This is a genomic window from Enterobacter sp. E20 (genome assembly GCF_000801755.2).
Taxonomy (GTDB): Bacteria; Pseudomonadota; Gammaproteobacteria; order Enterobacterales; family Enterobacteriaceae; genus Enterobacter; species Enterobacter asburiae_B.
Map to the genome: position 1 here is coordinate 3,508,142 of NZ_CP012999.1, position 22,284 is coordinate 3,530,425.

Here is a 22,284-nt window from a genome sequence, read left to right on the forward strand (position 1 = left end):
CGGCTCAGGCGTCCGCGGTGGACGCCTCTGCTTCCAGCAGTGACTCAAGCGGTGCCGGTCTGCCAATCAGATAACCCTGCACATAATCGATGCCTAGCGCGTGAACCGCGCTACGTATCTCTTCGCTTTCGACATACTCCGCTACCACCAGCATCTTTTTCATGCGCGCCAGATGGCAGATAGACGCCACAATCTGATAATCCAGGCTGTTGTTGACGATATTGCGAATAAAGCTGCCGTCAATCTTGAGAATATCCGCGTCCACGCTTTTCAGCCGCGCATAGCTCGCATAGCCGGTGCCAAAATCATCAATTGCAATACGTACCCCCATTTTCTGCAGCTGCCGGAGGATGTGTAGCGCCTGCTCCGCATTGCAAAAGGTGCTGCACTCAGTCACTTCAAAGATCAGCTGCCACGGCTCAATGGCGTATTTCGCCAGCAGGCGACTCACCTCAAGCGGAAACTGCACCCGACACACGGTCGACGGGGCAAGATTAATGGCAAAGCGCTGGCCGGGCAGTCTTTCGCGATGCGCGGCCAGGAAACGCAGGGTGTGCTCGAGCACCCACAAATCTACCCGCGAAGAGAGACCAAACTCCTGCGCGACGGGCAGGAACTGGTCGGGGGAGATCAATAGCCCGTTTATATCCGGCATTCGGAGCAGGACTTCGTGATAGCAATCGCCACGCATGCCGCGAACGGGTTGAACCAGCAGGGTGAATTCGTCGTTATCAAGCGCCTTTTGCAGGCGGCTCATCATCGCGACTTTATCCTTCAGGCTGCGCTGCAAATGGACGGCCCCACGCTGCTGAAGGTTTTCCGGATGGTTGGAGGAGAGCGACAGGTCGGCAACCACGCCCAGTTCGCCAAGCACCAGATAAAGATGGTTAACCGGGGACCGGACATAGCAATAGCTCACGCCCACCTGCGGCTGCAGCGGCATGCCGTCCCAGACAAAGCGGAACTGCTTGATGTGCTCGTCCAGGGCTTCAATCCGCTGCTGGTGCGATTCCGCGTTAAGCCGTACCGCCAGGTCATACCCGGTCAGGTGATACACCAGCTCATTGGGCTGGAGAATGCCATTCACCCACTGCGCCAGCTGCTGTTTGTACTGAATGCGCAGCAACACGCCGTAATTTCGGCCCAGAATTTCCAGCTCCGGAATGCGCAGCAGGCAGAGCGCCGACCACGGGTTTTTCGCCAGATCGCGCGACAGCGCCCGCAGGTTAGGCATATGGACGATCGGGTCGAGCAGCGCCAGCCTGCGGGAGCGTTTGTTCGACGCGCGCTGCCGGGTCGCCAGCATCGACATATAAATCACCACGAAGGAGAAGACCAGGTAACTGGAAGAGGTGATCGCCAGCTGAATGTCATACCCCGGGTTCACCGGGATATAGCGGTAAAAATAGTGAATAGACACCAGCAGTATCGGCGTCCAGATAAGCGAAATTAGCTTATAGCCAAAACGCATCGCGCCCCAGAGCATCACCGGCATCAGCAGGGAAAGGGTGTAGTTGGTGGTGAAAATGGAGCTGTTCTCATTCATCGGAAGCAGCAGCAGCGAAAGCAGCCCGCCAAGCGCGATAGCCCACACCAGCAACTCAACGACCGTCACCTTTTTGTCTATCTCGGAACGGATCTGCGAGAGAAGGCTTTTGATATAGCGCGGATGACGAAGCAGGCGGATCAGCAGATAGCTCAGCGGCACGCCCGTCAGGCCGCTGACCAGCAGCGTCTGATAGTTGATGAGCGTGCGAATATTGAGGGGGTTTAATCCCGCAAGGCTCTGGCGGCTCTCATACACGCCTAAATACACCGCAAACTGAAACAGCACCAGAAACAGCGTCGCGGGGCAGAACGCCTGCCAGAAGATGCGCTGCGCCATCAGCCGCACGTCGCCGTACGCGGTCATATTCCGTCTGGGCGCAAACACCCGGTAGCCACCCCAGCTGAGCACTAAAGGGACGACAAAATGGAGGATCCCCGCGACGGTTTCAAACATCCCGACCGACGGGTAATAGCGGATAAACAGCGACAATACGATCCCGGGCAGCGCTTCCAGGCCAAAGAACATCATCAGCGAAAGCAAAAATGAGAGGGGTAAATAATAGAGTGCCGCAATGCCGTCGCCCAGCTGCGTGAACGTATTCGCAATGCTCAGCACGGGAAGTAAAACCACAGGCAAAATAAGCGGCAATGCCCACCAGCGGTTTTCATTTTTTTTCAGGAAAGCGAGAATGTTCATAGATGCCCGGTTAAACCCCTTTCGCTCCAGAGGGAAAATAAAGACAGGCATCCAACCTGACGTACGCGCCGCCCGGCAAGGTGAGGGGCGAACTGTATGGAGGAAGGATTTTAAATATCAGGGCCGGGAAGCCGTTGACTTAAATCAAACTACTTTACGCAAATAACTTTTCGCGGCGTTTTTTTGAAATTATTTTCTTCATATTATCAATATGGTAAATGCATTAATTAATTTCAATAACATTAATCAATGTAAACATTGACGGTTATTTACACACAGCAGAATTGACCCCGCCTTCCCGCTGTGCCTTAATATCCTCGTCGCCCAAAAGGGCTTATCCAGGAAAAACAGAGTGAGTCAGGTCACGCGTATGCGCAAACGACATCAATTTAATACCCGAATGACCCGCATCATACTGCTCATCAGCTTCCTGTTTTTCTTTGGCCGCTTCGTTTACTCTTCAATTGGCGCCTGGTACCACCATCAGGACAAAATCCAGTCGCAGCAATCCAGCCTGACCGTCGACACCGCTGACCGCTAAACAGCCGTAGGATGTTGCACGAGCCGAATAATGGCCGCGATCCCTTTGCTGAGGATTTTATCCTGCCGCATTACCACCGCCAGCTGCCGCTGCAGCATGGGCGTAAGCGACATCACGCATAGCCCTTCGCGATCGGCATCCTGTTGGACCGCCATTCGCGGCACAATACTGTAGCCCAGCCCCGCGCGAACCATGCGTTTGATCGCTTCGATGCTGCCAAGCTGCATCACCGGTGCGATCGCTAGTCCATTAGCCGCAAACCAGCCATCGATCAGCGCCCGGGTACCGCTGCCTGATTCAAAGGCAATCAGCGGCTGAGCGTGCAGCGCCTCCGGGGTAAAATCCCTGAAAGCATCCTGCTGCTCCCGCGACGCGATAAAAACAAACTCTTCGTCCATTACCGGCATGACGTCCAGCGCTCTGCCGCTCACCGGCAGCGTCACCAGCCCCATATCGAGCCGGTTCTCTTCGATGGCCCTGACGATGTCGAGGGTGTTGCCCGTCGTCACCCCCACGCTCAGAAGCGGATAGTCCTGGCGCAGCTTCTCCAGCAGCGGCGGCAGAAGATGGATGCAGGCCGTTGCCCCCGTGCCAAGCGTAATGGTGCCGCTCACATCGTGGCTGAATGCGCTCACGGACCGGATGGCGTCATCCACCGCCTGCTGAATACGCTCCCCGTGCGCCAGCAACGCCTGCCCGGCAGCCGTAGCCTTAATCCCCCGCCCGGTACGCTCCACCAGCCGCGTTTGCAGAAACTGCTCCAGCTGACGTATTTGCAGGCTGACGGCAGGCTGGGAAATACCCAGCGCATCCGCTGCCGCTGAAAAGCTGCCGCGCTGGATCACCAGACGGAAGGTGGCGAGATAGCCCAGATTAAGCGTTGTCATTCAAAGTTTCTCTTATACCGCGCATAAGGTTGCTGCCCTGCCAGCACAATAGCGCGCGAGTTATGCTCAGGACAACTGCATAACGGAATGAAAAACAATGGAAACACCCGCCCTGCCACGCCGCCTCGCCCTCGCGGCGGGATGTAATCAGCTTATCAACTGGGGGATCTCGTTTTATATGCCCGGCACCTTTGCGCTGGCGATTTCAGCCGACCGGGGATGGTCATCACCGCAGATTTACCTCGGCCTGACGCTGGCGATGCTGGTGATGGCGGCGGTTTCCCCGTTTGTCGCCCGCCTGCTGGCACGCTTTGGCGGTCAGAAGGTGGTGATGAGCGGCACGTTGCTGATCGCCGCAAGCTGCGCAGGGATGGCCTATACCCAGACGCTTTTTGGCTGGTACTGCGCCTGGCTGATCGGCGGCGTAGGGATGCGCCTGTCGCTGTACGACGCGCTGTTCGCCGCGCTGGTGAACCTCTACGGGCAGCAGGCGCGAAGAACAATCTCACGCGTCACGCTGGCGGGCGGGCTGGCCTCCGCCGTTTTCTGGCCGCTGGGCGATGCTCTGCTTCAGGTCATGAGCTGGCAGGAGGCGCTGCGCGTCTACGCGCTCTTCGGCCTGCTGAGCGCGATGCTGATTCGAACGCTTCCCCGGCAGCGGCTGACGGTGACGACAAAGGTCACCGCGCCGCCGCTGAACAACGAGCGGCGTAACGCCTGGCTTTATGCCGCCTTCATTGCCCTCATCACCCTTGTCTCTAACGGCACCTCCACCCATCTGCCGGAGTTTATTGCCCACTTCGGCCTGCCGGTCGCCATCAGCATGCTGTGGGGAGTCGGCCAGACGGGCGCCCGCTCGCTGGAAGTGCTGGCGGGTGCCCGCTTAACCCCCTTCAAACTGACGCTTTTTACCGCGCTCGCCATGCCGCTCTGCTTTCTTCTGGGGATGAGCAGCGCCCTGTTTGCGTGGTGTGCGGCCGGGTTTGTGCTGGGCTACGGCGCCATCAACGGGCTGGTCACCATCGTAAAAGCCACCCTGCCGCTGGAGCTGTTTAGCCCCGAAAGCTATGCCCGCCGCACCGGCATGCTGCTTATCCCCGGCCAGCTGATGGCGGCAGCCTCACCGTTTGCCTATGCGTGGCTGAATAAAACGCTGGGGATCGCAGGTGCAATGTGGGTATCAACGGGATTGACGCTGGTGATTGCCGGGCTGGCGATAGCGATTGTGCGTCGTCCAGGCAGGCAAACTGTATCGCACTGTATCCAGAGCGCCACGCTGACAAACGGGTACAAAACGCCGCCTCCGGCAAATATCTCCGATACATAAAAATGGTTTTCTTTCCCTGTCGTCATTCACAACCGATAAGGAGAGAACCCATGATTCGTCGCTATGCACTTTTCCCCCTGCTAGTCCTGGCTTCTGTAGCCCATGCCCGGACCACGCCGCTGGACAACCTGAGCGCAGAGGACGTTAACGGCCCCGCCGCCGTTGCGCCGCTGGCGCAGCCGCAGCCGCCCGCAAAGCTGATAGTCGATCCCCCGCTTGCCGGGCCGCTGAGCAAAGGCGCGGTGTTTATCCAGTACCGTGCCGAAAACCTGCGCATCGAGCCGGTATTCGGCCCCGAGGCGCTCAAGGTCACCCCGCGCATCGGTCACATTCACGTGGTGGTGGATGACGCGCCGTGGCACTGGGCTGACGCCAGCGGAGAGCCGGTGATCCTCGTGGGGCTACCCGCCGGTAAACACAAGGTGACGATTATTCTGGCCGACCCGACGCACAAGCCGCTCGACCACAAAACCGTTGAATTCACCGTCCCGCCACACGCGACGGTCCACCACTTTTAAGGAGTCTGAAGATGAAAGCACTGTCTGTAGTGACGGCAGGCCTGCTGGCGGTTTCCGCCAGCGCCTTTGCGCAGAGTAAAACCAGCGTCGTGCTGGTGCACGGCGCGTTTGCCGACGGCAGCAGCTGGAATAAGGTGATTACCCTGTTGCAGAAGCAGCACGCCGAGGTCATTGCCGTCCAGCTCCCGCTCACGTCGCTTAAGGATGACGTTGCGGCCACGCGGCGGGCCATCGCCCGCGCCGAGGGTGAGGTGGTGCTGGTGGGCCACTCCTGGGGAGGTACCGTGATTAGCGAGGCGGGCAACGATGCGCGGGTAAAATCGCTGGTGTACGTGGCGGCGTTCGCGCCGGATTCCGGCCAGTCGACGGCGGATCTGGCAGGAAGCTATCCTGCCCCGCCGGGCAGCGCGGGCATTGCTAAAACGGCGGACGGCTATTTATACCTGCCGACAGAAGCCGTCAGAAAGGACTTCGCGCCTGACGTGAAGCCAGACATTCAAAACACCATTGCAGCCACGCAGGGGCCAATTAAGGCCGAGGCGTTTGGTGAAAAGGTCGCCCACGCGGCGTGGCATGATAAACCGAGCTGGTATGTGGTCAGCAAGAATGACCGAATGATCAACCCCGATCTTGAACGGGCGATGGCGAAGACGATCCATGCGAAAACCGCCGAGGTGGCGGCAAGCCACGTGTCGATGGTGAGCCAGCCGCAGATCGTCGCCCGGACGATTGAGCAGGCGATAAGCGGTAATTAACCGGAGTGACTCATTCGATCTTCTGCACTTCCGTATCCACCGGCAGCAGCGCAGTGCCGTCATGCGCTGCTGGCGCCATAAAGGGAACCGGCCTGCCCGTCCGCCTGTCGACCAGCAGCGAGTGACGCTCGCCCTGCGCAAACAGATTTTGCTCTCCCCACTGACGCAGCGCCACGATCACTGGGAAAAGACGTTCGCCTTTGTCGGTCAGAACATATTCCTGATAAGCCGTGCCGTCCGATGCTCCCTGTAACGTCAGGATTTCCGCCTCAACCAGCTTGCGAAGCCGGTCAGAAAGGATGTTGCGCGCCACCCCAAGGCTGCGCTGAAAATCCCCGAAGCGCGTCATGCCGTCAAACGCATTACGCACAATAAGAAGCGACCAGCGATCCCCGAGCAGGTCAACGCTGCGGGCAACGGGACAATATTCCTCTTTTACCGTATTTCGGGACATCACCTGTTTTCCTCGCAAAGGCCACCCCATAACTGGTTGCATTTTAAAACTGCATAGCCTAGCATTCAACCAGTTTCTTTTTGAAACCAGGTTATCACAGGCGAGGATTTTGAATATGTCACTGACGTCAGCCCTTCCTTCAGCCGACATGCCGCGCAGCATGGTCTGGCTGTTCGCCACCGCCAGCGGCCTAAGCGTGGCAAACGTCTATTACGCCCAGCCTTTGCTTGACGCGCTGGCGAACGATTTCGGCATCAGCCATGCGGCCGTGGGGGGCGTGGTGACCGCGACACAAATTGGCTGCGCGCTGGCTCTTTTGCTCGTCGTTCCTCTGGGTGACAAAGTGGATCGTCGACGACTCATGGCAGTACAGCTGATTGCTCTGGTGGTGGCGCTGGTTTCCGTCAGCATGGCACAGTCCTCTTCAGCGCTGCTGATCGGTATGCTTGCGACCGGTATGTTGGGCACGGCCATGACGCAGGGGCTGATCGCCTACGCCGCCAGCGCCGCGTCGCCCCATGAACAAGGACGCGTTGTCGGTGCGGCACAGGGCGGCGTGTTCACAGGTTTGCTGCTCGCTCGCGTCTTTGCCGGTGGCATCAGCGATATCGCGGGCTGGCGCGGGGTTTATCTTTGCGCTGCCGCGCTGATGCTCATGATTGCGTTACCTCTGTGGTGGCGACTCCCCGCCCTGCCAGCCGTCACTGCCACGATGAGCTATCCGCGCCTGATTGGTTCAATGCTCACGCTGCTGCGGCAGGAAAAAGTGCTGCAGATACGCGGCGTGCTGGCGCTGCTGATGTTTGCGTCGTTCAATATTTTCTGGAGCGCGCTGGTGCTGCCGCTGAGCGCACCGCCGTTTAACTTTTCGCATACAGCGATTGGCGCGTTTGGACTGGCTGGCGCGGTGGGCGCGCTGGCTGCTGGCCGGGCAGGACGCTGGGCCGATCGGGGATATGCCCAACGCACCAGCGCCGCGGCGCTGAGTATCTTACTGTTAGCCTGGTGGCCCTTGTCGCTGATGGACCGTTCACTCGGGATCTTGCTTATCGGCATCATACTGCTCGACTTGGGCGGTCAGGCGCTGCACGTCACTAATCAGAGCATGATTTTCCGCACCCGTCCCGAGGCGCACAGCCGGCTGGTCGGGCTTTACATGCTGTTTTATGCCGTCGGCAGCGGGCTCGGCGCGCTCGGCACAACGATGACGTATGCCTGTGCCGGCTGGCCGGGCGTCTGCCTGCTTGGCGCCTCGGTCAGCCTGCTGGCGCTGGTGTTCTGGTGGCTAACCCGCGCTAGCCACCGCTGTCCGCGGGATAATCCCGATTAATCCACGCGTGGTCCTCTTCCCAGGTGAACATCCATTTGCGCACCGGGCCGGCCATCACGTTGAGGTAGTAGCTGTCATACCCGGCCATCGTCGCGACCGGGTGGTAGCCCTTCGGCACCATCACCACGTCACGGTTATAGACCGCCATACACTCATCCAGCGTTCTGTCATCGGTGTAGACGCGCTGCATGCAGAACCCCTGCTCCGGGTTGAGGCGATGGTAGTAGGTCTCCTCCAGATAGGTCTCCTGCGGCGGGTTATCCGTGTCGTGCTTGTGGCTCGGGTACGAACTGGTGCAGCCTTCACTGGTCCACACCTCCACCACCAGCAGGCTGTCGGCGGGCCTGTCTTCCGGCAAAATGTTATGCACGTAGCGCTGGTTATGACCTTTGCCGCGCGCTTCACCGTCGATATCCTGCGGCGCAATCAGCCGCGTCGGATACGTGCCTTTGCCCGGCGCGGCGCAGACCGCCAGCTCCAGCGTCGTCAGCGCCTTCACCTGCACCGATTCCTGCGGGGCGACGTACACCGCCCACGGCTTAATGCGCTCGAAGGGGCTCATCCGCTCGCCGATATCGTTAAACTGCGCGGAAGGCGTGCTGATGGAGGCCCGCCCGGCGACCAGCACCAGGCAGCGCTCTTCGCTGACGGCGGGCAGCGTCAGCGTCTGCCCCTCCTGCAGCTCATACGCCTCAAAGCCGACGTAGCCCCACCCTGCGCCTTCCGGTGTAACACACTGGGTGCGCCCCTCCGCGTTCGGCTGTTGCCAGCGTGATAACAGACGTGACATGTTCCCTCCTCAAATCAGTCCGGCGTCGCGCGCCAGGCGGCTCAGGTTGTTATACCCCAGACGGGCGTAGGTCAGCGGATGGGCAATCGCCGGATCCTGCTCGGCCTCGACCACCAGCCAGCCGTGATAATCCTGCGCCTTCAGCAGCCGCATAATCGGTGGGTAATCGACGCAGCCGTCGCCCGGCACGGTAAACACGCCGCTCAGCACCGCATCGAGGAAGCTGGTTTTGCGGTTTTTGACGTCCGCCAGCACGTCGGCGCGCACGTCTTTGCAGTGAACGTGATTGATGCGCGACGCCCAGCGCTGCGCCACCGCCAGCGGATCGGCCCCGGCAAAGGTGAGATGGCCGGTATCCAGCAGCAGTCCGACCGCCTCCCCGGTGTGAGTCATCAGGTTGTCCACGTCTTCGGAAGACTCAATCACCGTGCCCATATGGTGATGGTAGGCAATCTGCACGCCCTGCTGCTGCGTATAGCGGGCAAATTCGGTGAGCTTCTCGCCGTACTCCTTCCAGCGCTCCTGCGGGAAGCGCGGGCGCAGATGCACCGGGGTCTGCTGCTCGCCGTGAATGCAGCCGCTCACTTCCGCAAACACCAGCACCTTCGCCCCCAGCTCGCGCAGCAGCGTCAGGTGCGGCTGCACGGCGGCGATCTCCTCCTCCACGCTGCGCTCCAGCAGGCGGCCGGAGTACCAGCCGGAGACCAGCTGCAGGTCGTGACGCTGCAGGATGGGGCCAAGCAGGCGCGCTTCGCGCGGGAATTTATTGCCCAGTTCGAAGCCGGCAAAACCGGCCTCTTTCCCTTCGCTCAGACAGGTTTCCAGCGAGGTTTCCGCGCCGAGAGAAGGCAGATCGTCGTTCGTCCACGTCAGCGGGTTAATGCCTAATTGCACACTCATTGTCGTCTCCATTATGCGTGTCCGCGCTCGCGCCACCAGGCGATAAGCTGCAGGTAGTTGTCCCGGATGCGCGCCACCAGCTGCGCATCGTCAATATCGTGCTTCAGCCACGCGCGGGAGGCATCGCCAAACAGCGTGCGCCCCACGGCGAAGCCTTTCACTACCGTCTGCCCCGCTGCGGCTTTGAAGTCGGCGCGCAGCTGTTCCGCCGGAGCGTCCAGGCCGAGGATCACCACCCCGCGGCAGTGCGGGTCCCGGCGTTCGATAATCTCGCTCAGCGCCGTCCAGCCGTCGGCGGAGAGCGGCGGCAGCTTCCACCAGTCCGGGTAAATGCCGAGGTTGTAGAAGCGGGAGATGGCGCGCAGGTAGAGCTCGTCGCTGCGCGGCATGGTCGCAGGCAGGATCACCTCAAGCAGCAGCTCGTGCCCGGAACGGCAGCAGGCGTGGTACACCTCGGCGATTTTCTGCTCCTGCTCCAGGCGCAGGCCGTGGGCATCTTCCGGGTGGAAAAAGACCAGGCACTTCACCACGTGCTCCTGCGGCCAGCTGATAAGCTGGGTGCCGATGTTGCCGTGCTCCATCTCCAGCGGCCGGGAACCCGGCAGCTCGATGGGACGACCAATCCACCACCCTTCCCCGGTGATCGCGTTCAGCGCGTCCTGACCAAAGGTGCCGTCGCACAGAAGGCCGGCTTTGCCCTCCAGCCCGGCGCGGCTCGCCGCCTCGCGGCTGGCCTGCAGGATCAGCTGCTTCAGCGCCGGAATGCGCTTAAGCGACGCGCCGCACTGCATCGCCATATCCTCAAGCTGGCTGCGGTGGTCGAAGGCCATCACGCACAGCTCCGGCCATTCGCGGCGGCGAGTGGTCATCCGGTGGAGATGGTTAAGACGCGGGTCGAGATCCGGGCGCGGCACGTTCGCGGCGCGGGAAAGATAGTCATCCAGCTCGATTTTGCTCGGCATCGCCGGGGCGCAGCCGTGGCGCGAAACCACCAGCGCGCCGCAGGCGTTGGCGTAGCGGCACGCCTGCTCCCAGCCTTCGTCGTTCAGGTAGCCGCGCAGCAGGCCGGACATAAACGCGTCCCCCGCCCCGAGGACGTTCAGCACCTCCACGCGCACGCCGGTCACCGTCAGGCCTTCGTCCAGCCGGGGCGGAATGGCGTCGGTATAGACCGAGCAGCCGAGCGCGCCGCGCTTGCAGACCAGCGCTGCGTCACTGACGGCACGCACCTGTCCCAGCGCCTGTAGGGTATCCGTGCTGCCGCCCGCAATGTGAAACTCCTCTTCGGTGCCGACAATGACGTTGAAGAGGTGCAGCACCTCCTGCAGCTCGCGGGTGACCTTCTCGGCGGCGATAAAACGCGTTTCGCCGTCGCCTAAGGAGGTTAGCCCCCACAGCACCGGACGATAGTCGATGTCCAGCACCGTGCGCACGCCGTGACGGCGGGCATAGCCCAGCGCCGTCAGCACCGCCTCGCGGGTCTGCGGATGAGAAAGGTGAGTCCCGGTGATGGCAAGACAACGTGCGGAGGCAATGTAGCTTTCGTCCACATCGCTGGCGGTAATCGCCATATCCGCGCAGTTATCGCGATAAAAAATCAGAGGAAAGGTGTCCCGGTCTTTAATGCCGAGGAGCACCAGCGCCGTAAGTCGTTGTTTATCGGTAATCAGATGGCTGGTATCGCAGCCCACCTGGTTGAGCTCTTCCCGCAGGAAGCGGCCCATATGTTCATCGCCGACGCGCGCCAGCATCGACGAGCGTAAACCCTGGCGCGCGGTGCCGTACGCCACGTTACCCGACGACCCGCCGAGGTATTTGGCGAAGCTCGACGCGTCCTCCAGACGGGCACCAATCTGCTGACTGTAGAGGTCTACCGCCACGCGGCCCATGCATATCACATCAAACTGCTTTTCCACGTTGATACCTCATCAGACAATGTCGTTCACGTTCAGCCAGCGGCCTTCCCGGTGCGAGAGCGCAATCGCGTCCAGCACGCGCGACACCTTCCAGCCCTCTTCGAAGTCCGGCCACATCGGCGCGTCGGCGGCAATCCCGTCCACCAGGTCGCGCACCTCCACCGTTTTTTGATCGTTAAAGCCAATCCCGTGTCCCGCGCCCATGCAGAACGCGGCGTAGTCCGGGTGCGCCGGGCCGACGAGCAGCGTGCGGAACCCCTGGCGGTTCACAGGATCGTCATGCAGATAGAGCTTCAGCTCGGCCATGCGCTCCTGGGTGAAGCTGATGGCGCCTTTCGTTCCGGTGATGACGTACGAGAGCCCCATCTTGCGTCCGCAGGCAACGCGGGAGGTTTCAATCACGCCCTGCGCCCCGCCCGCGAAACGCACCATCGCGTGGGCCTGATCCTCGTTTTCAACGGCAATCATCTCAGACGATCCGGCCTTCGCCGGGCGCTCCGGGACCACGATCTTCAGGTCGCCGCAGACCTGCTCGATATCCCCCACCAGGTACTGAGCCATGTTGACGATGTGCGCCGCGAGGTCGCCCAGCGCCCCCAGCCCGGCGGTCTCTTTGAAGCAGTGCCAGTGAATGGGCGAGAGCGGGTCGGCCATATAGTCTTCGTTGTGGGTGCCGTAGAAGTGGATCACCTCGCCAATCTCGCCGCGCGCGATAATCTCCTTCGCCAGCTGCGCCGTCGGGTTCTTCATGTAGTTGAACCCCACCAGCGTTTTCACCCCGGCCCGCTTCGCGGCGTCGACCATCTCGCGCGCGTCGTGGGCGTTAAGCGCCAGCGGCTTCTCCGAGTAGACGTGCTTGCCGTGGCGGATCGCCTCCAGCGTCATCTCCTTATGCAGATGGTTGGGGGAACAAATATCCACCACGTCAATGGCCGGGTCGGCCACCAGCGCCCGCCAGTCCCCGGTGGAGCGGTTGAAGCCAAACGCCTGCGCGCGCGCTGCCGCCAACTCCCGCGTGACTTCCGCCACCATCTCGCGCACCAGCCTGCCGCGCAGGTTGAAGACCGTCGGGGCCTGGGCATAGGCGATAGCGTGCGCCTTGCCGATATACCCGGTGCCAATTAATCCAATACGAACCTCTTTCATCGTGATCCTCACAGTGCGCCGCGACGGCTTTTGGCATAGGTATCAAACGCCACCGCCAGAACGATAATTAATCCGGTGATAATCTGCTGGTAGTAGGCCGAGACGTTCATCAGCACCAGGCCGTTAATCAGAATGCCCATAATGATGGAGCCGATAATGGTCCCGCCGATGCGCCCGTAGCCGCCCATCAGCGAGGTGCCGCCGATCACCACCGAGGCGATGACGCGCAGCTCAAAGGAGATCCCGGCGACCGCCTCGGCGCTCCCCAGACGCGCGCTCAGGATGAAGCCCGCCAGCCCCGCCAGACAGCCGATCAGCACGTAGACGCTGACCAGCACGCGCTTGACGTTCACCCCCGCCAGGCGCGCCGCCTCCGGGTTGCCGCCGATGGCGTACACGAAGCGGCCCCAGCGGGTTTTATGCAGCGCCAGATAGCCGCCGACGGCGACGATGGCGAAGATCCAGATCGGAATAGAGATGCCGAGCAGCTCCCCGCGCCCCCACCAGCGGTAGCCGGGGTCAAAACCGGCAATCGGCGCGCCGTCGTTAATCACCAGCGTCAGGCCGCGCCAGATGGTCATCCCGCCGAGGGTGACGATGAACGGCGGCAGGCGCAGGCGGGTGACGCCCAGACCGTGCAGGAAGCCAATCGCCGTGCCCATGGCCAGACAGATCCCCAGCCCAATCAGCCAGCTCATGCCGCCCCACGCGTTCGGGTCAACGGTGGTGAAGTTGTCGCCCTTGATCACGTACGCCGCGGTCATGGCGCACACCGCCAGAATGGAGCCGACGGAGAGGTCGATCCCGGCGGTGAGAATGACGAAGGTCATCCCCACGGCCATGATCCCGTAGATGGAGACTTCGGTCAGGATGTTGAAAATATTGCGTTCAGAGAAAAAGTTGCTGTTCTGCGACTGGAAGAAGATCAGCAGCAGGATCATGAAAATCAGCACCCCGAAGCGCTCGAAGAAGGCGATGGGATCGATGCGTCCGGCGCGTTTGACCGGGGCCTGCGTTTTAGAAATCATCTGCGTCATGAGAAACTCCGTTATGCCGCGTTCAGGGCGTTGTGGTTGATGGCCATCATCGTCATCAGCCGTTCTTCGTTAGCGTCATCACCGTGGATTTCCCCGGTCACCCGGCCTTCGCTGAGGGTGATGATCCGGTCAGACACCGCCATCACTTCAGGCAGATCGGAGGAGATCACAATCACCGCCACGCCCTTTTTCGCCATGTCAAACAACACCTGGTGCACTTCCGATTTGGTCCCCACGTCGATGCCGCGCGTCGGCTCATCGACGATCAGCACCCGCGGGTTGAGCGCCATGCAGCGCGCGAGGATCACCTTTTGCTGGTTGCCGCCGGAGAGCTTGCGCACCTCCTGCGCGCTGTTGACCATTTTGATCTGCAGCGCCTTGCGGTAGGACTCAATCAGATCGTCCTCTTTGCGGGTGTTCACGAACCAGCGCCACTGCAGCAGCGAGGAGAGACAGGAGAGCGACAGGTTGTCGCGAATCGACAGCCCCAGCACCGCCCCCTCTTTTTTGCGATCTTCCGGCACCAGCGCCACGCCCTGATCGAGGGCATACAGCGGGTCGCGCGGCTGGTACGGCACGCCGTCCAGCTCAAAGCTCCCGGAGGTAAACGCATCTGCGCCAAACAGGCAGCGGGCCACTTCGGTACGTCCCGCGCCCACCAGCCCGGCAATGCCTAAGACTTCCCCGGCGTGGACGTGGAAGCTGATGTCGTGCAGGGCGATGCCGTGCGGATCCAGCGGCGGCTTTTCGCGGCTCAGCCCCTTCACCGCCAGGCGGACGGGTTTGTCTTCATGATGCGTTTCGCTGGCGGGACGACGGTTAAAGGCTACGTCGCGCCCGACCATCAGGCGGATCAGCTGTTCGACGTTGGTCTCCGCCACCGCGCCGGTGCCGGTAAAGCGGCCGTCCTGGAAAACGGTGAAGCGATCGCAGAGCTGGAAAACTTCGTGCAAACGGTGGGTAACATAAATAATGCTCACGCCGCGGTTTTTAAGCTCCCGAACCACGCGGTGCAGGCTTTCCACCTCGCTGTCGCTCAGCGCGGCGGAAGGTTCGTCCATAATGATTAACCGGGCGTTGAGGGTCAGCGCCCGGGCGATCTCCACCATCTGCTGCTGGGCGACGCTCAGGCGGGCGACAGGCGTGGTCGGCGCAACGTTCAGCTGGAGGTAATCGAGAATGACCTGCGCCTCCAGGTTAACCGCCCTTTCGTCGACGATCAGGTTACGCCTGCGCGGCTCGCGCCCGAGAAACATGTTTTCCGCGACGGTCATGTTGGGCAGCAGGTTGAATTCCTGATAGATGGTGATAATGCCCTTGTTCTGGCGCGCCACCGGGGAGTCGTCCACCGGCAGCGTTTCGCCGTTGAACCAGATATCCCCGCGCGTTTGCGGCTGCGCGCCCGCGAGCGCCTTCAGCAGCGTGGATTTTCCCGCCCCGTTTTCCCCCAGCAGGGCGTGAATTTCGCCGCTGCCGACGGTCAGCTGAGCGCTGCTCAGCGCCCAGACGCCGGAAAAGCTTTTTGCCAGGTCGGTCACTTTCAGTAAGGGTTGCGACATCAGTCTGCTCCTCCTCATGATGAGCCGCCAGAGGCGGCTCGGGACATATTAGTTACCGGCCTCACCGATACGCTCGGCCTGCTGCAGGTTCTCTTTGGTGATCAGCGTCGGCGGGTAGTCGGCGCCGGTGATGGCTTTCTTCTCGCGCACGTTGGCCACCAGCTGGCTCATCGCCGTCTGCACCGCAAAGCCCGGACGCTGATCCGCCGTTACCGCCAGCCAGCCGTCGCGCACGCGGGCCAGCGCTTCCGGCACCGCATCAAACCCGGTCACGAGGATTTCGCCCGGCTTCACGCCCTGGCTCTGCAGCGCTTCAATCGCCCCCAGCGCCATATCGTCGTTGGCGGAGAGGATCACCTGCGGACGTTTCGGCAGCGAAGGCAGCACGCTTTCAACGATGCGCATCCCTTCAGAACGCATCCAGTTGCCGGTCTGATCGGCGACGATCTTGTACTTATCCCCGCCCGCCTTCAGGCTGTCGCGGATCCCTTTGGTGCGTTCAATGTTGGAAGAGGAGCCCGGCTGACCGGTGAGGAGAATGATGTCCGCGCCGTCGGGGAATTTGGTTTTAACGAAGTCGCCAACCGCCTGGCCGCCCTTGTAGTTGTTGGCGCCAAAGTGCGGCACTTTCTTCTGGCTGTCGACGGAGCGGTCAAGAGTGACGATCGGCAGCTTCGCATCCTGAATTTCATCCACCGCGCTGGAGACCGCGTTGACGTCGTTCGGGGAGACGATAAAGCCCTGTGCCCCGCGGGTGATGGCGTTTTCCAGGTCAGCCACCTGCTTCGGCGAGCTGCCCTGCCCGTCCAGCACCTGAAGCTTCACGCCCATCTCTTTTGCGGCTTTCACCGCAGTGCGCTGCATGTGAACTTCAAACGGCATGGCCAGGTTTGGCGTACTGAAAACGATTTGCTCGTTTTCGGCGAGGGCGGCCCCGGACGTCATGGCGATGAGGGCGGCTACGATCAGTTTTTTCATTATTATGTCTCTCTGTGTAGGGTTGTTGTGTTTAGAGGACGATCTCGCGCTGGCTGCGCAGTGATTCCAGCGCTTTATCCGCAAGGTACAGCGCACGTTCACCATCATCGCCGCTGCAGTCAGGCACCGCTTCGCCGCGCAGGACCGCAACAAAGTGTTCCCATTCCGCGGCGTAAGCGGATTTGTAGCGCTGCAGGAAGAAGTGTTCCGGCAGCGCGCTGGTGCAGCCCTGTTTGCCGTAGTGCTGCACCTGGTTTTCCAGAATGTTGCCCGCGCACAGCAGCCCTTCGGAGCCGTGCAGCTCCAGGCGCTGGTCGTAGCCGTAAGATGAACGGCGGCTGTTGACAATGGTCGCCATCGCGCCGGAGGCATATTTCAGAACGATAAACGCGGTATCGATATCCCCCGCCTCGCCAATCGCCGGATCCACCAGGTTGCTGCCCTGGGCATACACCGACACCGGCTCTTCGCCCATGATGAAGCGGGCCATGTCAAAGTCATGAATGGTCATATCGCGGAACATGCCGCCGGAGACGCGCACGTACTCAGCAGGCGGCGGAGAAGGATCGCGGGAGATGATGAGCAGCGATTCCGGTTTGCCGATGCGCCCGGCCTGCGCGTCGGTTTTCACGCGGCGAAACTGCGGGTCAAAGCGGCGGTTAAAGCCAATGAACAGCGGCACGTCGTACTCTTTGACCACCTTCAGGCAGTCGCGCACGCGGGCGAGGTCAAGGTGTACCGGCTTTTCGCAGAAGATGGCCTTGCCGTGGCGGGCGGCCATTTCAATCAGATCCGCGTGGGTATCGGTGGCGGAGGCGATCAGCACGGCGTGAACGTTAGGGTCGGTCATCGCCTCGTTCAGGCTCTGCTGACGGGCCTGATACTGCGCGGCGAGACGGGTGGCAAATTCCTGATTCGGGTCAACCACGGACCAGAGCGTGGTCGCGCCGTGGCTGGCGATGTTAGCTGCATGTACCTGGCCGATTCGGCCAGCGCCCAGTAAAGCAATGTTAAACATAACGGCTCCCGGTGTTGGTGAATGCTGTGAACTAACGACTCTATAAATAAAACATTTATTTCATTTTTATAAATAGTGAAAATTATGTTTTTGAGTGCGGGTTAACACTTTTGAGATGAATGAGATAAATTTTGTTATCAATCTCACAACATAGATGAACGTGCGGCAACTCCCCTCACCCCGGCCCTCTCCCCAATGGGGCGAGGGAGAAAAGCGCGCACCAAACTATCCCCTCTCCCCTTTGGGGAGAGGGTTAGGGTGAGGGGAAAATGAAATGAAAATTTCGTTACGAAGAGAAAACTCAATACTGGCGGGCTTTTTTCACCTGCGCCTGGGTTTGCTCAGCGGCCTCACGCACGGCAGACGACGCCGCCACCTGCGCATCACCGGTTCGCCACCAGGAGGCGTAATCGTGGGTCATGGTCTTCGGCAGCACCTTGATGTCCAGCAGCGTCGGGCCCGGATGCGCCCGCGACGCCTCCAGCGCCGCCAGCAGGCTTTGCTCATCGTTCACCCGCCACGCGCGGCAGCCGTAGCTCTCCGCGTTTTGCGCAAAGTCGACCTTCACCAGCGGCCCGTCGAGACGCCCGGTTTCCGGGTTGCGGTGGCGGTTTTCGGTGCCAAAGCTGCCCATGCCGTGCCCCATCTGCAGGTTATTAATGCAGCCGAAGCTGGCGTTATCAAACAGCAGAACGGTGACCTTAATGCCCTCCTGAACGGCGGTTTGCAGCTCGGAGTGCAGCATCATGTAGGAGCCATCCCCCACCATGGCGTACACCGGCAGTTCGGGTCTGGCGAGCTTCGCGCCGAGAGCTGCCGCAATCTCGTAGCCCATGCAGGAGTAGCCGTACTCCAGGTGATAGCTGTCCGGCGTTTTGACCTGCCAGAGGCGCTGTAAATCCCCCGGCAGCGAACCGGCCGCGCCCACCACGATGGCGTTATCTTCAACATGCTGGTTGATCAGCCCCAGCACCCGCGTCTGGGTCAGGCGGGTGTTAAGCGCCTCGCCGTATTCCGCCAGCTGCGCATCCAGGTGCCCCGCCACTTCGGGCGCGTCGTCAGGACGCCACTGGCGATCCCACAGGCGGCGGCACTCGTCGCGCCAGGCGGACTTCGCCTGAGCGATCGCCTCTCCCCAGCCGCTGCGGTAATCCCCGAGCGCGTGGGTCAAGGCCTGGAGCCCGGTTTGGGCATCGGCAATCAGCGCGGTGGCGTCCAGCTTCAGGGCGTCAAACTCAGCCACGTTCAGCAGCAGAAACTCAACGTCCGGGTGGGAAAAGAGCGCCTTGGAGCCGGTGGTAAAATCGGTAAGGCGCGTGCCGACGCCAATCACTAAATCGGCCTGCGGCGCGAGCTGGTTGGCGGCCATTCCGCCCGTCACCCCTATGCCGCCCAGGTTAAGTGGGTGGTCACTTACCAGCGCTCCCTTTCCGGCCTGGGTTTCGGCAAACGGCAGCCGCAGCGTTTCGACAAATTCGCGAAACGCCTCATGCGCGCCGGAATAGCGCACGCCGCCGCCGCATACCACCAGCGGACGACGCTTGCGGGCGATCAGCGCCCGCGCCCGCGCCAGACGCTGCGGATCGGGCGGACGGCGTTCGATGTGATGCACGCGACGCGCGAAGAAGCTCTGCGGGTAGTCCCAGGCCTCTCCCTGCACGTCCTGCGGCAGGCAGATGGTCACCGCGCCGGTATTGGCGGGGTCAGTAAGCGTTCGCATCGCGCTTAGCATGGCGCTCATCAGCTGCTCGGGGCGGTTGATGCGGTCCCAGTAGCGGGAGACCGGACGGAAGCAGTCGTTGGTGCTGATGCTGAGATCGTGATACTGCTCGATCTGCTGCAGTACCGGGTCCGGCTGGCGGCTGGCATAGATATCGCCCGGCAGCAGCAGGAGCGGGATGCGGTTCGCCGTGGCGGTGGCCGCCGCCGTGACCATATTGGCGGCGCCCGGCCCGACGGAGGAGGTGACGGCAAAAATGCGCTGACGGCGGTGCTGTTTGGCGAATCCCGTCGCCATATGGGCGATACCCTGCTCGTTGCAGCCCTGCATCACCTGCAGATGGCCCGGGTCCTGCTCCAGCGCCTGGCCGATACCGAGCACGTTGCCGTGCCCAAAGATGGTCGCCACGCCCTCCACGAAGGGCGTTTCGTCACCGTCCACGCTGACGTACTGTTGATTAAGGAACCGGACCAGCGCCTGGGCCATGGTCATACGTTCGGTTTGCATAAAACCTCCTGTCAGCCCAGCGTCGGCATGGAGAACGCAGCGCCTGTCTCCTGCTGCATTTCCGGCCAGCGCGCGGTGATGGTTTTCATTCGGGTGTAGAAGCGCACGCCGTCGCTGCCGTGAACGTTGAGCGCGCCAAAGATGGAACGCTTCCAGCCGCCGAAGCTGTGGAATGCCATCGGCACCGGGATCGGCACGTTGACGCCCACCATGCCCGCCTGCACCTCTTCGCAGAAGCGGCGCGCGCAGCCGCCGTCGCGGGTGAAGATCGCTGAACCATTACCATATTCATGGCGGTTAATCAGATCCACCGCGCTGGCGTAATCTGCTACGCGCACCACAGAAAGCACCGGGCCAAAAATCTCTTCTTTATAGATGGTCATCTCCGGGGTGACGTTATCGAACAGCGTCGGCCCGACGAAGTAGCCCTGCTCGTGGCCCTTCACGCTGAAGCCGCGACCGTCCACGCGCAGTTGTGCTCCCTGCACTTCCCCGCTGTCGATATAGCCCAGCACCTTGCTTCGGTGCGCGGAGGAGATGAGCGGCCCCATTTCGTTTTCCGGCGACTGGTCCAGGCCCGGCCCGACGCGCAGCGCGGCAATCTGTTTCTCCAGCCGGGCGCAGAGGTCATCGGCGGTTTTATCCCCCACCGCCAGCACCACCGAGAGCGCCATACAGCGTTCGCCCGCCGCGCCGTAGGCCGCGCCCATGATGGCGTTGGTCGCCATCTCCATGTCGGCGTCCGGCATCAGGATGCAGTGGTTTTTCGCGCCGCCCAGCGCCTGGCAGCGCTTTCCGTGGGCGGACGCGGTCTGGTAAATGTATTCCGCAATCGGCGTGGAGCCGACAAAGCTCACCGCCTGCACGCGCGGGTCGGTCAGGAGCACGTCAACGGACTCTTTATCGCCCTGAACCACGTTGAAGACGCCGTCCGGCAGGCCAGCCTCTTTCAGCAGCTGCGCCAGCGCGAGCGCCAGAGAAGGATCTTTTTCCGACGGCTTCAGCACGAAGGTGTTGCCGGTCGCCAGCGCAATCGGGAACATCCACATCGGCACCATCGCCGGGAAGTTAAACGGCGTGATCCCGGCGCAGACGCCGAGCGGCTGCATCAGCGAGTGGCTGTCGACGCCGGTACCGACGTTCGCAGAATGTTCACCCTTTTGCAGATGCGGGATACCGCAGGCAAACTCCACCACTTCCAGGCCGCGGGTCAGTTCGCCCACCGCATCGGAGAAGACCTTGCCGTGCTCTTCGCTGATGATGCGGGCCAGGCGCTCCATGTTCTCTTCCAGCAGCGCCTTGAAGCGGAACATCACGCGCGCGCGCTTAAGCGGAGCATGGCGCGCCCACGCCGGAAACGCCTGCTGCGCGGCGGCAATCGCCTGCTCCGTTTCCTGCGCCGTACTCATCACCACCTGGCGGATCTGCTCGCCGGTGGCCGGGTTGAAGATCGCCTGAACGCGCTGGCCTGAACCGGTGACACATTCGCCGTGAATAAAATTCGCTACCGTCTCCATCCTTAACCTCTCGCTGTTGATACGTGACTGTTACCTGAACACTGTGTACTGAACACTATATATGAAACAAATATTCCATTTTAAGTTGAAATAAAATAAATGATGATTATTGTGATCAAGGATGGATTTTTATGCTAATAGCCAACAACACTGACGCCGCGTACGCTATTAAGGGATTTCGGGCGAGGAAATGACTGAAGTTTCTGTTTCATTTTTGCTGCCAGATGGATGGCCGACATTTAAAAGACGCGGTTTTGCGTTTAGAATCATAAGACTGTATTTGGGGGATAAGATGACGACAGCAACCAGCCTGAACGAACTGCAGCAGCAAATCCGCGATCGCTACGATAGCCTCAGCAAGAGGCTGCAGCAGGTCTCCCGCTACGTGCTGGACAACACCAACAGCGTGGCCTTTGATACGGTTGCCGTCATTGCCGAGCGCGCCGACGTGCCGCCCTCGACGCTGATCCGCTTTGCCAACGCCTTTGACTTCACCGGCTTCAACGAAATGAAACAGCTGTTTCGCATGAACCTGGTAGAAGAGACCGCCAGCTACAGCGACCGCGCCCGACTGTTCCGCGAGATGGAGAGCGAGGCCGTGCCGGAAACGCCGCTCGATATCCTGCAGGAGTTTGCCCGCTCGAACGCGCAGGCGCTCCAGCAGCTGGCCGCCCGCGCCGAACCGGAAATGCTGGAGCGCGCGGTACAGCTGCTGGCCGACGCCGACACCATCTACATTGCCGGACTGCGCCGCTCCTTCAGCGTCGCGGCCTACCTCACCTACGCCCTGAGCCATCTGGAGTGCCGCCCTATCCTGCTCGACGGCATGGGCGGGATGCTGCGCGAGCAGATTAGCCGCATTAAGGCGCGCGACATCGTGGTGTCGATCAGCTTCTCGCCGTACGCGGAAGAGACGGTGATGGTCAGCGAAACCGCCGCCAGCGTCGGCGCGCGGCAGATTGTGATTACGGACAGCCAGATCAGCCCGCTGGCGACGTTCAGCGATCTCTGCTTTGTGGTGAAAGAGGCGCAGGTGGATGCGTTCCGGTCTCAGTCGGCAACGCTGTGCCTGGTGCAGTCGCTGGTGGTGGCGCTGGCGTATCGGTTGGGAGAGGGGAAGTAAGGCAATAAAAAAACCC

The 22,284-nt window shown here is 61.2% G+C and carries 19 protein-coding genes; 6 read left to right on the plus strand and 13 right to left on the minus strand.

The window, feature by feature from the left end; genetic code table 11:
• Positions 1 to 4: 4 nt before the first annotated feature.
• Complete coding sequence (locus NI40_RS16315; protein ID WP_039263720.1) at positions 5 to 2,245, minus strand: EAL domain-containing protein; 2,241 nt, start codon at positions 2,243 to 2,245, stop codon at positions 5 to 7.
• Positions 2,246 to 2,597: 352 nt separating this feature from the next.
• Here NI40_RS16315 and NI40_RS16320 point away from each other — a divergent pair, with 352 nt between their 5' ends.
• The gene (locus NI40_RS16320) at positions 2,598 to 2,786 is read left to right on the plus strand and encodes a YfgG family protein (RefSeq protein ID WP_052206777.1); all 189 of its coding nucleotides are present in this window, start codon (positions 2,598 to 2,600) and stop codon (positions 2,784 to 2,786) included.
• Here the strand turns inward: NI40_RS16320 and NI40_RS16325 are convergent.
• Positions 2,783 to 3,673 (minus strand): LysR family transcriptional regulator, encoded by an 891-nt coding sequence (locus NI40_RS16325; protein ID WP_039263721.1) that lies wholly within the window; start codon positions 3,671 to 3,673, stop codon positions 2,783 to 2,785. The genes NI40_RS16320 and NI40_RS16325 overlap by 4 nt on opposite strands.
• Before the next feature lie 97 nt (positions 3,674 to 3,770).
• Here NI40_RS16325 and NI40_RS16330 point away from each other — a divergent pair, with 97 nt between their 5' ends.
• The 3 genes from NI40_RS16330 to NI40_RS16340 are packed head-to-tail and all read left to right on the plus strand — an operon-like array spanning position 3,771 to position 6,273.
• Positions 3,771 to 5,000 carry an MFS transporter gene (locus NI40_RS16330; RefSeq protein WP_039263722.1) on the plus strand — a complete coding sequence of 410 codons (1,230 nt, stop codon included), beginning with the start codon at positions 3,771 to 3,773 and terminating at the stop codon, positions 4,998 to 5,000.
• A gap of 50 nt (positions 5,001 to 5,050) precedes the next feature.
• On the plus strand, positions 5,051 to 5,518 hold the full coding sequence (locus NI40_RS16335) for a DUF6130 family protein (RefSeq protein ID WP_039263723.1): 468 nt from the start codon (positions 5,051 to 5,053) through the stop codon (positions 5,516 to 5,518).
• Between the two features lie 11 nt (positions 5,519 to 5,529).
• Positions 5,530 to 6,273, plus strand: coding sequence for an alpha/beta fold hydrolase (locus NI40_RS16340; protein ID WP_039263724.1), 744 nt, complete (start codon positions 5,530 to 5,532; stop codon positions 6,271 to 6,273).
• A 10-nt stretch (positions 6,274 to 6,283) separates the two neighbouring features.
• Here the strand turns inward: NI40_RS16340 and NI40_RS16345 are convergent, their stop codons facing one another.
• On the minus strand, positions 6,284 to 6,727 hold the full coding sequence (locus NI40_RS16345; protein WP_023308780.1) for a winged helix-turn-helix transcriptional regulator: 444 nt from the start codon (positions 6,725 to 6,727) through the stop codon (positions 6,284 to 6,286).
• Positions 6,728 to 6,842: 115 nt separating this feature from the next.
• Between NI40_RS16345 and NI40_RS16350 the strand changes: the two genes are divergently transcribed.
• Positions 6,843 to 8,057, plus strand: a complete 1,215-nt coding sequence (locus NI40_RS16350; RefSeq protein WP_039263725.1) for an MFS transporter — start codon at positions 6,843 to 6,845, stop codon at positions 8,055 to 8,057.
• On the opposite strand, the gene iolB is transcribed toward NI40_RS16350, so the two are convergent.
• The 10 genes from iolB to NI40_RS16400 form a co-directional block, all read right to left on the minus strand.
• Positions 8,023 to 8,847: a 5-deoxy-glucuronate isomerase gene (iolB, locus tag NI40_RS16355; RefSeq protein ID WP_039263726.1), complete on the minus strand. Its 825-nt coding sequence runs from the start codon at positions 8,845 to 8,847 to the stop codon at positions 8,023 to 8,025. The genes NI40_RS16350 and iolB overlap by 35 nt on opposite strands.
• Before the next feature lie 9 nt (positions 8,848 to 8,856).
• Positions 8,857 to 9,747 (minus strand): myo-inosose-2 dehydratase, encoded by an 891-nt coding sequence (iolE, locus tag NI40_RS16360; protein WP_039263727.1) that lies wholly within the window; start codon positions 9,745 to 9,747, stop codon positions 8,857 to 8,859.
• A gap of 11 nt (positions 9,748 to 9,758) precedes the next feature.
• Positions 9,759 to 11,663, minus strand: coding sequence for a bifunctional 5-dehydro-2-deoxygluconokinase/5-dehydro-2-deoxyphosphogluconate aldolase (locus NI40_RS16365; protein ID WP_039263728.1), 1,905 nt, complete (start codon positions 11,661 to 11,663; stop codon positions 9,759 to 9,761).
• A gap of 12 nt (positions 11,664 to 11,675) precedes the next feature.
• Positions 11,676 to 12,809, minus strand: coding sequence for a Gfo/Idh/MocA family protein (locus tag NI40_RS16370; RefSeq protein ID WP_039263729.1), 1,134 nt, complete (start codon positions 12,807 to 12,809; stop codon positions 11,676 to 11,678).
• 8 nt (positions 12,810 to 12,817) lie between these two features.
• Positions 12,818 to 13,846, minus strand: a complete 1,029-nt coding sequence (locus NI40_RS16375) for an ABC transporter permease (protein WP_028014045.1) — start codon at positions 13,844 to 13,846, stop codon at positions 12,818 to 12,820.
• Positions 13,847 to 13,857: 11 nt separating this feature from the next.
• A complete protein-coding gene (locus NI40_RS16380; protein WP_039263730.1) occupies positions 13,858 to 15,405 on the minus strand; it encodes a sugar ABC transporter ATP-binding protein in 1,548 nt (515 codons plus the stop codon).
• 48 nt (positions 15,406 to 15,453) lie between these two features.
• Positions 15,454 to 16,383: a substrate-binding domain-containing protein gene (locus NI40_RS16385; RefSeq protein WP_033146190.1), complete on the minus strand. Its 930-nt coding sequence runs from the start codon at positions 16,381 to 16,383 to the stop codon at positions 15,454 to 15,456.
• Positions 16,384 to 16,414: 31 nt separating this feature from the next.
• Positions 16,415 to 17,401 (minus strand): inositol 2-dehydrogenase, encoded by a 987-nt coding sequence (gene iolG, locus NI40_RS16390; RefSeq protein ID WP_038417345.1) that lies wholly within the window; start codon positions 17,399 to 17,401, stop codon positions 16,415 to 16,417.
• Between the two features lie 301 nt (positions 17,402 to 17,702).
• The gene (iolD, locus tag NI40_RS16395; RefSeq protein WP_039263731.1) at positions 17,703 to 19,628 is read right to left on the minus strand and encodes a 3D-(3,5/4)-trihydroxycyclohexane-1,2-dione acylhydrolase (decyclizing); all 1,926 of its coding nucleotides are present in this window, start codon (positions 19,626 to 19,628) and stop codon (positions 17,703 to 17,705) included.
• Positions 19,629 to 19,639: 11 nt separating this feature from the next.
• Positions 19,640 to 21,145, minus strand: a complete 1,506-nt coding sequence (locus NI40_RS16400) for a CoA-acylating methylmalonate-semialdehyde dehydrogenase (protein ID WP_033146193.1) — start codon at positions 21,143 to 21,145, stop codon at positions 19,640 to 19,642.
• A 292-nt stretch (positions 21,146 to 21,437) separates the two neighbouring features.
• Here NI40_RS16400 and NI40_RS16405 point away from each other — a divergent pair, with 292 nt between their 5' ends.
• Positions 21,438 to 22,268, plus strand: coding sequence for a MurR/RpiR family transcriptional regulator (locus NI40_RS16405; protein ID WP_008502123.1), 831 nt, complete (start codon positions 21,438 to 21,440; stop codon positions 22,266 to 22,268).
• Positions 22,269 to 22,284 lie beyond the last annotated feature (16 nt).

Coding starts and splice junctions, on each gene's coding strand:
- NI40_RS16315 (WP_039263720.1), bottom strand. CDS start 2,245: ATGAACATTCTCGCTTTCCTGAAAAAAAATGAAAACCGCTGGTGGGCA.
- NI40_RS16325 (WP_039263721.1), bottom strand. CDS start 3,673: ATGACAACGCTTAATCTGGGCTATCTCGCCACCTTCCGTCTGGTGATC.
- NI40_RS16330 (WP_039263722.1), top strand. CDS start 3,771: ATGGAAACACCCGCCCTGCCACGCCGCCTCGCCCTCGCGGCGGGATGT.
- NI40_RS16335 (WP_039263723.1), top strand. CDS start 5,051: ATGATTCGTCGCTATGCACTTTTCCCCCTGCTAGTCCTGGCTTCTGTA.
- NI40_RS16340 (WP_039263724.1), top strand. CDS start 5,530: ATGAAAGCACTGTCTGTAGTGACGGCAGGCCTGCTGGCGGTTTCCGCC.
- NI40_RS16345 (WP_023308780.1), bottom strand. CDS start 6,727: ATGTCCCGAAATACGGTAAAAGAGGAATATTGTCCCGTTGCCCGCAGC.
- NI40_RS16350 (WP_039263725.1), top strand. CDS start 6,843: ATGTCACTGACGTCAGCCCTTCCTTCAGCCGACATGCCGCGCAGCATG.
- iolB (WP_039263726.1), bottom strand. CDS start 8,847: ATGTCACGTCTGTTATCACGCTGGCAACAGCCGAACGCGGAGGGGCGC.
- iolE (WP_039263727.1), bottom strand. CDS start 9,747: ATGAGTGTGCAATTAGGCATTAACCCGCTGACGTGGACGAACGACGAT.
- NI40_RS16370 (WP_039263729.1), bottom strand. CDS start 12,809: ATGAAAGAGGTTCGTATTGGATTAATTGGCACCGGGTATATCGGCAAG.
- NI40_RS16375 (WP_028014045.1), bottom strand. CDS start 13,846: ATGACGCAGATGATTTCTAAAACGCAGGCCCCGGTCAAACGCGCCGGA.
- NI40_RS16380 (WP_039263730.1), bottom strand. CDS start 15,405: ATGTCGCAACCCTTACTGAAAGTGACCGACCTGGCAAAAAGCTTTTCC.
- NI40_RS16385 (WP_033146190.1), bottom strand. CDS start 16,383: ATGAAAAAACTGATCGTAGCCGCCCTCATCGCCATGACGTCCGGGGCC.
- iolG (WP_038417345.1), bottom strand. CDS start 17,401: ATGTTTAACATTGCTTTACTGGGCGCTGGCCGAATCGGCCAGGTACAT.
- iolD (WP_039263731.1), bottom strand. CDS start 19,628: ATGCAAACCGAACGTATGACCATGGCCCAGGCGCTGGTCCGGTTCCTT.
- NI40_RS16400 (WP_033146193.1), bottom strand. CDS start 21,145: ATGGAGACGGTAGCGAATTTTATTCACGGCGAATGTGTCACCGGTTCA.
- NI40_RS16405 (WP_008502123.1), top strand. CDS start 21,438: ATGACGACAGCAACCAGCCTGAACGAACTGCAGCAGCAAATCCGCGAT.